Source organism: Actinotignum sp. usb-actsch-213 (genome assembly GCF_059085665.1).
Map to the genome: position 1 here is coordinate 1 of NZ_JBHNSQ010000058.1, position 12,044 is coordinate 12,044.

At 59.4% G+C, this 12,044-nt stretch carries 7 protein-coding genes; 6 read left to right on the forward strand and 1 reads right to left on the reverse strand.

Features of this window, described 5'->3' with window-relative positions; genetic code table 11:
- The 6 genes from AC5RK6_RS06305 to AC5RK6_RS06330 form a co-directional block, all read left to right on the forward strand.
- On the forward strand, positions 1 to 2,031 hold a 2,031-nt coding region (locus AC5RK6_RS06305), incomplete at its 5' end, for a coiled-coil domain-containing protein (RefSeq protein WP_493926379.1).
- Positions 2,032 to 2,044: 13 nt separating this feature from the next.
- The gene (locus AC5RK6_RS06310; RefSeq protein WP_284905819.1) at positions 2,045 to 3,076 is read left to right on the forward strand and encodes a transglycosylase SLT domain-containing protein; all 1,032 of its coding nucleotides are present in this window, start codon (positions 2,045 to 2,047) and stop codon (positions 3,074 to 3,076) included.
- The gene (locus tag AC5RK6_RS06315; RefSeq protein ID WP_274733751.1) at positions 3,076 to 3,630 is read left to right on the forward strand and encodes a hypothetical protein; all 555 of its coding nucleotides are present in this window, start codon (positions 3,076 to 3,078) and stop codon (positions 3,628 to 3,630) included. Before AC5RK6_RS06310 ends, AC5RK6_RS06315 begins: the two co-directional genes overlap by 1 nt.
- 188 nt (positions 3,631 to 3,818) lie before the next feature.
- Positions 3,819 to 4,094, forward strand: coding sequence for a hypothetical protein (locus AC5RK6_RS06320; protein ID WP_274733749.1), 276 nt, complete (start codon positions 3,819 to 3,821; stop codon positions 4,092 to 4,094).
- Positions 4,095 to 4,284: 190 nt separating this feature from the next.
- Positions 4,285 to 4,950 carry a hypothetical protein gene (locus AC5RK6_RS06325; RefSeq protein ID WP_435730997.1) on the forward strand — a complete coding sequence of 222 codons (666 nt, stop codon included), beginning with the start codon at positions 4,285 to 4,287 and terminating at the stop codon, positions 4,948 to 4,950.
- A gap of 113 nt (positions 4,951 to 5,063) precedes the next feature.
- Positions 5,064 to 11,162 carry a helicase-like domain-containing protein gene (locus AC5RK6_RS06330; protein WP_284905822.1) on the forward strand — a complete coding sequence of 2,033 codons (6,099 nt, stop codon included), beginning with the start codon at positions 5,064 to 5,066 and terminating at the stop codon, positions 11,160 to 11,162.
- Between the two features lie 78 nt (positions 11,163 to 11,240).
- On the opposite strand, the gene AC5RK6_RS06335 is transcribed toward AC5RK6_RS06330, so the two are convergent.
- Positions 11,241 to 11,585, reverse strand: coding sequence for a hypothetical protein (locus tag AC5RK6_RS06335; RefSeq protein ID WP_284905823.1), 345 nt, complete (start codon positions 11,583 to 11,585; stop codon positions 11,241 to 11,243).
- Positions 11,586 to 12,044: the final 459 nt, after the last annotated feature.

Here is a 12,044-nt window from a genome sequence, read left to right on the forward strand (position 1 = left end):
GTGCCAGCCGTGCCAGCCGTGCCAGCCGTGCCAGCCGTGCCAGCCCTGCCAGCCGTGCCAGCCCTGCCAGCACCGCCGGCCGATGCGGCCATGGGGGAGGGTGCATCGTCGTCAGAAGTCCCAGTACACTCGGAAACTACTGATGCCACTCCGCCCGCCCCTGTGGGCACGTTAGAAGATGGGCGTTTGCGTCTCCTTGAGCGGGAATACGCCAGCCTGCTCCTAGAAAAGCGAGCTTTGGAGACAGAGTGTGAAACCCTTAGAAACTCCCACGCCATTGACGAGCATGAGAGCGATTATTTAGTTGCTCAGCTTGATGGTCTGCAAGCCAGCCTTGAGAGTGCTCAGCGTGCAGCAACACAAGCCGAAGAACAACGCGACGGCCTTGAGTTAGAGGTTCGTCAGGTCCGTCAAGAATACTCAGACCTCCAAGCCGCCTATGCGAGCGAGCGCACTGTGTGGGAAGAACAAGTAGCCGCACATAACCTTGCTTTACAGCAGGCCCAGGCCGCTAGCTCGGCACTAGAAACCGAACTAGCCGCGGCGCGTAATGAACTGGACGCGGCACAACTGCGGGTAGGTGAACTTGAAGAACAAAACCGAGCCTTACAGCAATCGCTTGGCGATGCCGAGGTGACCCGTGAAGCCCTCACTGCCTGCCAGCAAGATCTAGCCCAAGCAAAAGAAGAAAACGAGAAACTCAAGACCGCCAACAGTGGTCTTGCGGGGCAGCTTGAGCAAGCCCAAGTCCAGGTATCGGTACTTTCGAGGCGGCTTGAAGAAGAGACCACCCGGGCAAAGGCGCTAGAAACCCAACAAGGAGAAGGCCGTGAGAAATTGAGCGATGCTCTCTTCCAACTCAAGCAAACCCAAACCGCACTGGTAGAGAAAACCACGGCCCTCCAACAGGCCGAGCAAGACCTGGCCACAGAGCGAGACGCGCACGCAGCCGAACGCCAAGAGTTAGAAGCGCTTCGGCGTGAGATAGAGGAAGGTACGCAAGAGGGTGAACAGGCTGAGGCTATGCGTCTTGAGCTTGCACAAGCCCGTGAAGAACAAACCCGACTCAGTCAGGTGTTAGACGAGCGCGTCGAATACGCACAGACGCTTGAGGCGGATAAAGACCGCTTGAAGCGCGAACGCAACACGGTGGCTGGTCAGGTGCGGGATCTACACACGGAGCTTACGGCTGCTGAGCTTGCCCTCGAGAAAGCCAAAATGCGAGAAGCAGAGCAAACCCGCATTCTTGAAGACTTACGGGCAGAAAACCAGCGCTTGAGCAATCAACTCCGCTCGGCACGCCTAACGGACACGGTGAGTTTGCCGGTGGTTCAGCGCCCACCCACCACCCCACCGGCGGAAGAAAACGCTACTTCCGGTGATGACAAGGAGGGCGACAGACGCTCCCGTGTCCTAAAATTCTTGGCTGCGATTGTTGCTTTGGTCTTGGCGTTAGCGGCTGGATACCTCGCACACCTCCTCCTAACCAGCACCGACGATGTGGCCGATCCTTCCCCAGTCGTGCCTAGTGTTACGGCAACGCCGCACCCGCGGAGCACTCCGTCCGAAGCGCCTTCGCCAGCCTTGCCGGCAACGCCAGCCGTGCCAGCGCCGCCAGCAGATACAGCACCCCCGCCGCCCCCGGTGAGCGAGGGCGGGAGCGCGCCTCAAGGCGGGCATGAAGAGCCAGTAGAGCGTCAACCGGGCTACCAGCCTCCAGTAGAGGAAGTGCCCGCGCCCGTACCCGCGCCTGAACCGGCACCGGTCCCGGAGCCGGCCTTCGTCACCGACCTCTCCGCCGGCGCTACTTCTAGCGGGCGTTCGGTCACCATCAGCGCGAACGTGAGCACGACCGGCGCGGTCCCGGTCTCGGTCTACGCGACCGTCGGCGGACGCTCCCTATCACTCGGATCCCAAACCGTCGCCGGTAGTGGCTCCTTCGAAGCCAGCATCACTATGGAACCTGGCACCTATTCGTGGTCTGTGAGCGCTGACGGGCTTGTGAATTCCGGGACAATCACCGTCTACTAAGAGGAGCCTTTTCGTGAAAAGCACTATCTATATAGGCGCAGCCGCACTCCTTGCCTTGCTTGCCCCGCTCATGATTATCCTGCTGGGCGGCGATAGCAAAGGCAGCGCGAGCCTTACTGGGGCTGCGAGTAATATCCCACCCGAATACGCCGCCGTGGTCGCACGCGCCGGTGGTATCTGTGAAGGCATCACCCCGGCTTTGCTTGCGGCGCAGATTGAAGCCGAATCAGCCTGGAACCCGAGCGCGGTATCTAGCGCGGGTGCCCTTGGTATCGCGCAATTCATGCCAACCACCTGGGCAGGCGCTGGTAAAGATGGCGACGGGGACGGAGTCGCCGATGTCAACAACCCGCAAGATGCTATCTGGAGCCAGGGGCATTATATGTGTGACCTCCTTGCCAGCGCGCGGGGCCTTGTGGAAGGAGGCCATGCGAAAGGTGATCCCGTCGATCTCGCCCTGGCCGCATACAACGCCGGCCTGGGCGCTGTCCAGTCGTTTGGTGGTATCCCGCCCTACCCGGAAACCATGAACTACGTAGAGAAAATCAAGAATCTAGCGGTGACCCGCTACGCACCCGCCGCTGCGGGTGGCTCAAACGCAAGCGTTGTTGCTTGGGCTATCTCCCAACGCGGCAAACCCTACCGCGGGGAAGGCAGCGGGGCGTGCGGGAGCATGGGACCCGATTGTTTCGATTGCTGCGGGCTAGTGTGGGCCGCATATAAGAACGGACGCGGCATTGACCTACCCATGTCTATCCCTGGTGAGACACCGGCCCGGCGTAAATGCGAAAACGCACTCTACAGCGCCACCCAGTTTGGTGGCACTTATGTGCCCGCCGACGTCGTACATCTCCAGCCCGGCGACATCCTCGCTTTCCAATCAACAAGCGTCGACCCCGATGTTGATTACATCACGCATGTCGCGCTCTATATCGGTAATGGCGAATTTATTGACGCAGCCCCAGGATACGGTGTGAATACCTACCCACTCGGGTGGGGAGAAGCCTCCGACCGCATGTTCCCGCAAGCACTAAGGATCCCATAATGACAACACAAAACAGAACCATCGGTTTATTTGCGACGCTGGTGCTTGTGGTGGCCGCTGGCTGCACCCACCCCGAACCAGACACAGCACCGACCATGCCCGCTCCGGCGTCGCCGGCCGCAATGATGCCACGCTGCCTCACAAACGCACCGACCGTCAACGAGGCGGATGCGGAAAGCGTCGCTGACACCGTCGCGCTCTTGCTTTCATGCCAAGACTCCCGAACCGATACCAGCCCGCTCGACGCTTATAAGCGTGCGAGTCCCTATCTCACTGAGTCTCTCCAACCCAGCGAAGAAGCACAGGTGCGTGGGGGAGCGGCCTGGGAAACCCTCAAAACAAACGACGCATACACAAGCGTTGCCGTCGAGCCACTGTGGGGACAAACCCCACCAGCCGCAGCCGTCGATGTCGCTTATGCCGACCGCCAAGTAACCATCACCCCGACGAGCGAGAGCAGCTGGAAAGGAAACCCCACGACGGCGTTCTACAACTTCCGCCTTGTCAAAGACAGGGAAGTATGGCGAGTTGGAGCTATTGCAACCACGAAATAGCAGGTAGGAGCAACCCCACAAGCCTATTGTAGTATAGTATCACAACCAGCCTTGGGGAGAGGGGAAATAGAAAAATGAGCCAATCAACCAACACCTACCCGCCACTACCGCCAGACCTGGCATACGGGTACCCGACCTACGACGCCAGCGTCTACATTCCAGAGCCAGCCCGCCCGAGGAGCCGAATCATGCGCACGTTTTCGTGGATTCGGCGCCACTACCGCACCGGCTTCCTGTTTACTGGAATATTGTTCGCGATCATGGCGCCTTTCTCCATGCCCGACCAGTACGGGTCGAGCTGGGGATGGTACTTCGTGTTCTTTTTCCTTGTATTCGGCTACCAGATTTACATGCACGGCATCTTCTTCGGGATTTTGCGGGGGATTATGTGGACCATCCTGTTCCCCATCCTGATCATCCTCATGTTCACGCCACTCATTGCAGCCGCGGCCCGCAACCCCTAAAACGGAAAAGCCGGTGTGCTTTGCACACGCACTAACTAGTGACCCCAAAAAACAATTCCCGGGTAGCGCCCGGGAGGATGGAGACACTTAGCTATGGTGCGACGCACAGTTGTTTCGAGTGGGCAAGAAGCCCTCTTCGACCTGACCTTCTACCTCAACACGACAACCACTACTCCTCAAGGAGACTCTCATGGGCAAGGAAACCCGCCAGAATCTGGAAGCGAACGTCAACGAAGCGATGCTGGAGACACAGAACACGCTCGAGCAGGCGCTCTTAGCGGCCTACCCGCCAGCCAGCGAGAACTGGGTCGATCAAGTAGCGGCCCGGCAGACGGCAGCAGCGACAGCCCGGATGGAAGCAGCATACGAGCGGGCAGCGATCATGGACGCTTACGAGGAGGAGGAATCCTTGGCGATTTGGAAGAGTCAGGACCTTCCCGAACCCTTGCCGACAATCCTCGCCAACGAATGGATGACTCAATACTGGGATATGTCGGACTGGACACTACGCGGGGATCAGCTGGAGGACCCGGAAGCGATAGCCGAGATGAGAGCCGAAATGATCGAGCAGGCCGAGATGCGGGTCGAGGAAGCGGCTCGCGATTGGTTGAACCGCCTAGTCGACGAGGTGATGGGCTTCGAGTCCAAAGAACTCCAAGCGACATTCACCCTGGCCTACCTCAAGGACGCATTCAATAATCAACACGAGATGAACGACCTCGACCCGTTCATCCTGAGCTGGGAAGCGGTGGAGAAAGTCTTGATAGAACAAGCACCGTTCTACCTGAAAACCGAGTATTACCATCCCCAACCCTGGGCGGTCGAGCTGAAAGAAGCCGGCCTGCTTACCAACTAACCAACCAGCCTAGTCCGCGCGGTGAGAAAGCCCGGATAGAAGCGAACCTCGCCGCGCTAAGCCTCCTTACCCAACTAGAAGATCGCACCCCGAGTAGCTCCGAGCAGGAGGTGTTGGCGCGGTTTTCCGGGTGGGGAGGCCTCTCCACGCTTTTCGATACTCGTACCGACACTTACAAGCACGAACGCGAAGCTTTACAAGCCCTCATAGACGAAGACTCCTATAAGAGGGCGTTACAGTCCACAGCGAATGCCCACTACACCAACCCGACCATCGCCCGCACTTTGTGGGGCGCGCTGAGCAACCTCGGGCTGGTAGAGGGCGCGCGGGTGGTGGAACCCGGCTGCGGTGTTGGGATGTTCATCGGCACCGCGCCAGCAGCGGTGCGGATGGTGGGTGTTGAGATCGACCCGACCCCTGCCGCTATCGCCGCCAGGCTCTACCCCAACGCCGACATACGAGCACAGTCTTATACGGACACTGACCTTGACGAAGGCGGTTATTTCGACGCGGCTATCGGGAACGTTCCCTTCGGTAATTACCGCCCGTATGACCCGGTCTATAACCCCGGTGGCCACACCGTCCACAACTACTTTGTGAGTAAAGCGCTAGCGCAGGTGCGGCCCGGTGGCATCGTCGCCGTATTAACGTCGCGCTACACGATGGACTCGAAGAACCCGGGAGTGCGGCGCGAACTCTACGCTAGGGCCGACCTTGTGGGTGCTGTCCGTTTGCCGGCCGGCACGCATGAGGCAATGGCCGGCACTGATGTCGTCTCCGACATCTTGATCTTCCGGCGGCGGGAAAAAGGCGAAGAACCTCAGCCTTTCGATTGGGAATACACCCACCCACTCACTATTGGTGCGGGTGAGTTTCCTGTGAATGAATACTTCCACACCCACGCGGAGCATGTCTTGGGGGAGTGGGAAGAAACCACCAACCAATACGGCCCGGCGCTTAGCGTGAGTGGGAATATAGATGCGCTGGAGGGGCAACTTGCCACCACCCTCGCCACAATCACCTCCCAAGCAAGGGAGGCCGGTCTTGTATTCGCCCCACGACAAGACGCTTACGAGGGTGAGATTGAGTTGCGCCCGGTCGACCAGGAAAAGCTCGGCCGCATCACCAAGACCGAGGCTGGGTTCGAGCGCTACACCGCAAGTGGTAACAAGCCTGTGAAGGTTGCGAAAAACGCTACCGCTCAACTCACGACGTTGCTTGATTTGCGTGACCAAGTGCGGGCGCTGGTGGAGTTTGAGTCCCAAACCCAGGAAAACCCACCCACACTCACCCAAGCGCGCAACCGCCTCAAAGCCGCATATGAAGCGTATGTGGCCAAGTATGGTCCACTCAACTCCCAGCGGGAGCGTTGGTATACGGACCGGAAAACCGGGGAAGAAAAACTCTCCTGGGTTGACGTACCTGCGGTGCGGGTCTTCCGCTCTGACCCGGACGCGGCCTTGACCATGGCTATTGAAGTTTTCGATAAAGACGCCCGCACGGCACGCCCGGCCGGGATCCTTGAGCGCCGCCAAATCGGCATCACCTTCAAACCCCTGGGTGCCGATACTATCGAAGACGGCTTGGCTATCTGCATGGTTGAGAAAGGCCGAGTCGACACCGAATACATTGGCTATCTCACCGGCTTGGCCGATGAGGAAGTCACGGCCGGCTTGCGCGAGCATACCTTCTTCGACCCAGAGACTGGCGAGCTGGTAGAGCGCAGCGCTTATCTGTCGGGCAATATCCACGCCAAGGTGGTGGCCGCCCAAGACGCACTCGAAACCGATGCCCGCATGAGCGAGAATATCGCGGCTCTCAAGGCTGTCATGCCCGAACCACTCGCCCTATCGGATATCGAGATCAGCCCGGGGGCGCCGTGGATAAGCGTAGCCGACCACCACGCCTTCTACTCCGAGGTCGTCATGGGGTGGCACCAACAGCGCGTCGGGCAGGTTGGCTATAACCCGGTTACCGGTGCTTGGAAAGCCGTCCAGGACGGCTACCAGCCTTCCGCAAAGGCCCGCCGCATATGGAACACGGAACGCCGTAGCGGCACTCAGATTTTTGAGGCGCTTCTCAATCACACCCCTATCACGGTGAAATCTAAAACCATTGACGGTGAAGAATTCATCGACCGCGCCGAAACCGCCTCCGTCGCCCAGAAAATGGACGATATGGCCACCGCTTTCACCGAATGGGCCTGGGCAGACGGCGAGCGCGCCGCACGGCTCGAGGCCCGCTACAACGAGATGTTCAATTCATATCTGCCCCGCGACTACACAGGCATGGGCGAAAAACTCACCCTCCCGGGTCTGGCGAAAGACATCACCCCGTATTCACATCAACGCTCTGGCGTGGCACGCATGATCTACCAAGAATCCGTCGGGCTATTCCACCAGGTCGGGGCAGGCAAGACAAAGACCATGATTATGGGGGCGATGGAACTAAGGCGCCTCGGACTCATCCACAAACCCGTCATCACGGTGCCAGCGAACGTGCTTTACCAGTTTGCCTCGGAGTTTCAGCAAACCTACCCCGCAGCGCGTGTGCTCACCGCTACCTCGGATGATCTGACCAAAAGCGGGCGGCGCGAGTTCGTTGCGAAAGTCGCCACCAACGACTGGGATGCCGTCGTCATGACCCACGAGCAATTCAAGGCATTGGGCTGCTCAAATAAGACCCAAGCAGAATACATCGAGGCGCGCATTGATGAGCTGGAAGAAGCGATTAAGGCCAGCGATTCTTCCTCCACAATCAACGAAATGACCAACCAAATCAACTCGCTGGAAGGTACCTTGAAAAAGGCACTCGATCACCCCACCGACCCCGGTATCTCGTTTGAGGAAACCGGCATCGACTACATCATCGCCGACGAAGCACACCGCTACAAAAACCTCAAAATCATCACGAAACTTGAGGGTATCGGTACCGGCGACGGTAATGCCTACACGGCCGATTTGGACATGAAACTCCACTATCTGAGAGCCAAGAATCCGGGTGGGAGGATTTGCACCCTCGCCACTGCCACCCCCATCTCCAACTCCCTGGCCGAAGCACATACCATGATGCGATACCTCGCACCTAGCGTGCTCAAAGACGCCGGTATCGAGCCTTTCGACGCGTTCGCGGCGACCTTCACCCGCTCGGAACGCAAAGCTGAAATCTCACCCTCCGGGGGATTCCGCATGCGTACCCGCATCTCACGCTTCCACAACCTCCCCGAATTCCTGAGCCTGTGGGGTATCGCCGCCGACGTCAAAACATCGGCCGAACTCTCCCTCAACATCCCCCTGCTTGCGCCAAACGCGGATGGTGAGCGCGCCCCGCAAATCGTCTCCATCGACGGCGGAGAAAACATGAAAGCCTTCATGGACGATATCGCGAGGCGTGCTGATCGCATTGCCGCGGGGAGCAGCGGCAACGACAATATGCTCGCCTTGAGTACTGACGGGAGGCTTGGTGCGCTTGACCTTCGGCTGCGCGGCCGCGAACCTATCGACCACCCCGTCAGCGAAGTTGCCGCCCGTAACATCTACCGGATCTGGGAACAGACTAAAGACAACCGCTATAGCGGCATCGATGGTGAAGAATCCGCTATCCCGGGGGCGTTGCAGCTGGTCTTCTGCGACTACGACACACCCAAGCCTGGGTGGAATACTTACGATGCGCTCCGAAGCGAACTCTATGAGCTGGGTCTGCCGGAAGGCTCGGTGCGGTTCATCCACGAAGCACCCAATAATGCAGCAAAAGAAGAATTGTTCCGGGATTGCCGTGAGGGGAGGGTTGCGGTTTTGATTGGCTCAACCCAAAAAATGGGCACGGGTACGAACGTCCAAAAACGCTGCATCGCCACCCACCATCTTGACGTGCCGTGGCGGCCGACCGACATTACCCAGCGCGACGGACGTATGGTCCGCCAAGGCAATGAAAACCCGGAAGTCTACAATTATAGGTATGTGGTGACGGGTTCGTTTGCTGCCTATATGTGGCAGACGAATGAGCGTAAGGCGCGCTCGATCGCGCAGATCATGACCAACAAGACTGGTACGCGCTCTGTCGAGGATGTTTCGCCGGAGGAGATGGAGGCCGGGCGTGCGAAAGCAATCGCTACCGGAAACCCGCTCCTGCTCGAGAAATGCGAAGTGGACGCAACCCTGCAAAAATACAAGGCCCTGCACTCGTCTTGGCAGAGGACTCGTAACCGGGCCATCGACGACACCCGCACCCTCGACCTGCGCATTCGGGCGAGCGAGAAAACCATCGCCACGTTGGATCACCTCCAGGGCTACATACGTGATACGAGCGGGGATCGGTTCTCGATCCGTATCGACCTAGGCACCTTTACGGAGCGGACCGCGGCCGCCCAGGCCCTCTCACGGGCCGTCTCCGCACGCATATCGCCCTACATCATCGAGAACGTACGCCGCACGGGCGGCACGTATTCCGTGCCCCGGGGCGTGAGAATAGAACTCGGTGGCATCGAACTTGATATCGCCCGCGTTGAGGCCGACAGCCGCCTAGGCACGGTCTCCGATGTCTCTATCATCTTCACACCCGTGGACCTGAAAGAAGTGCGGTATGGGCCACGGGCCGGTATCCCGCTCTCTATCTTGCAGCGCGGCCAAAGTGGTCTCATCCAACGCCTAGAAAACCTCGTCGCTGGACTTCCCCAGCGTCTCGAGGAAGAAAAAGAAAACCTCGAGTTCCTACGGGAAGAAGCCCAAAGCGCCCAAGAACTCTCCACCAAAGCCTTCCCACACGAGGCAGAGTACGCGGCCGTGCGTACCCGTTCGAAAGAAATCACTCTTGCCCTCGAAGACCAAGGAGACACCAAAGCCCACCGCGAACAAGAGGCGCGTTTCCGGGAAGGCATTAAATATGAGGAACACGAGGGATTCTTCGAGGGGCTAGCCGGCTGGCCGCGTATCCCCCTCCCACCCAAACCAACCCCGATAGACACTATCGAGAATTGGAAAACCCTCCCGGCCGTCGCTAGATATGAGTCACGCGAATACACCTGGGAGGTGTTGGGGATTGTTGCCGGCAACCAAAACGGCCAAGCCCTCACGCGCCTAACAAGCAACGCGCAAACACACCTGTTTGTCGCGGACCTTCTCGAGCTGGAAGCCATGGCCGACCCACTCACCCACGCACCGGGCACGGTGGCGCAGCCACTCGTCCACCGCACCCCACTCGACGAGGGCCAAGGGGAAAGTAAAACGCTAGCGGCCACCGATAACCACAGCGAGCAAAGAGAGCTAAGCGATGCGGTGGAGGTGACTGGCGACGTCGCCGATCATGTAGACGACGAACAGCCAGCGGCCACGATACGACCGAGCATCCCTACTCTCTACGACGGTGTCGAGCGCAGCGCGCTCACTGAGGCCGCGCCCGGTGTATTCATTGCGAAGTACGGTGAGAGCGTCGTTACTTTCCTTGACGAAGAACGCAACGAGCAAGTCGGCTTTCCGTATCATAGGATCTTCCCTGAACCCGGCGAACCCGCCTTGTATGCCTACCCAGACCTGGATATTGAGCACACCGGCAACATTGCGGGGAGCGGGCAAGTCGCCCGTGCCTTGCTCCTCGACTCGCGCCAAGACGCCGCCTATCTCGACGAGGTAGCGCCCGGGTGGAGCGCCGACGTCGATGCACAAACCGAACCCGTGGCGCGTGATCTTGAGACCGCAGACGCGGATGACGTCACCAGTGAGGAGAGCGTGAACGTGCGGTATGTTCCACCTATCTACCGGGGTGAAACACCCGAGCGCGTGGAGGTGCTTGCCCCGGGTATTGAAACCGCAACCTATGAGAGCGCGGGAACGATAGTGTTCCTTGATCCTGAGGTGGATGCGCTCCTTCCGAGCCGTTTTCGCGCGTCCTTGTTTGCGTATCCCGGATCCGAAACAAGCGCTGCTTACCGTGAAGACCGACCACGCGAAGCACAGCTACGTGGCAGTGCACAACTGGTGCGCGCACTCTTGTTAGGCAGTAGGGAAGACGCACGCTACTGTCACCAAATTGACCCGGCATGGACCGACGACGCGGCGAGTGTGCGGGCCGAGTATCGGGCGTATTGCGCGGCGAACTATAAGCGCCAAGCGGCCGCTCCGATCTTCACTGCGGTGAGCCGAGCGGTAAACGCAGCACGCACTCTTAGCGCGCGTGAAGCAAGCGATCCGCGCGAGCACGGCAACGCACTCATGTAACTATCGCGTTGCTAAAACGCGAGACGGGCGGGACACCCACATGCACGGGGTCCCGCCCGCCGTGCATTTCGCAACGAACTACATCGCGCCACCTTGTTCGCTACTTGTTTGCTCCACGTTGTGCGCGTCTGCGCTCGCACTAGTCGTGCGTTTGGCGCGCGGCTTTTTACGCGGTTGAACCGGCGCAGTTAGCCCATAGTTTTTTAATTCGCGCTCACTCCACCCGGACTTCAAAGCCTGCGTCCACGCACCCCGATACTCACCCTCAAGCACGCGCAAGCGCGCCGCTATTTCTTGCAAACGCACACCTGCCCCAAGGCGCTTGGTGAAGCGTTCTTGCTCGGCCGCACGCAACGCCTCCACCTCTTTACTCGCGCATCCAGCGCTGCTTGTCATCGCGTTAGCGTCCATGTTTTCGTCCACGAAAATTCTCCTTACATCACTGCGCCGCTCTTTTTTGCGGTGCTACTAACTAGGGGGCTTTGCACGCACACGACCCCGACAAGAAACTTGGCAACAATTCGCACTGCCCACGCCACGCGTTACCCTTCCCCTGGCTGTTTGCGGGTGGGGTGAGGCTCTGCCTCACACTCCGCCAGGGGCACCCGTGCCCCTGGACCTCCGAGGCCCGTGCCAACAAAGTTGGCACGGATGAGAACGCGCCACCCGGCCCCTCTGCACACCCAATCCACCACCCGCCCAACCACACCCAGCGGCCCCGCAGGCGCGCGCCCAGGGCGCGCGCAAATCGGAGCGCCCGGCCGCTACGCGGCCACCCGCCCCGGCCAACCCGCTCAGCGCTGCGCGTAACCTCCACGCCACGAGTGGCGTGGAGCAAGCTAAAGATTCATGTGCACGAATCAGCTTGAGGGGCTATACTAG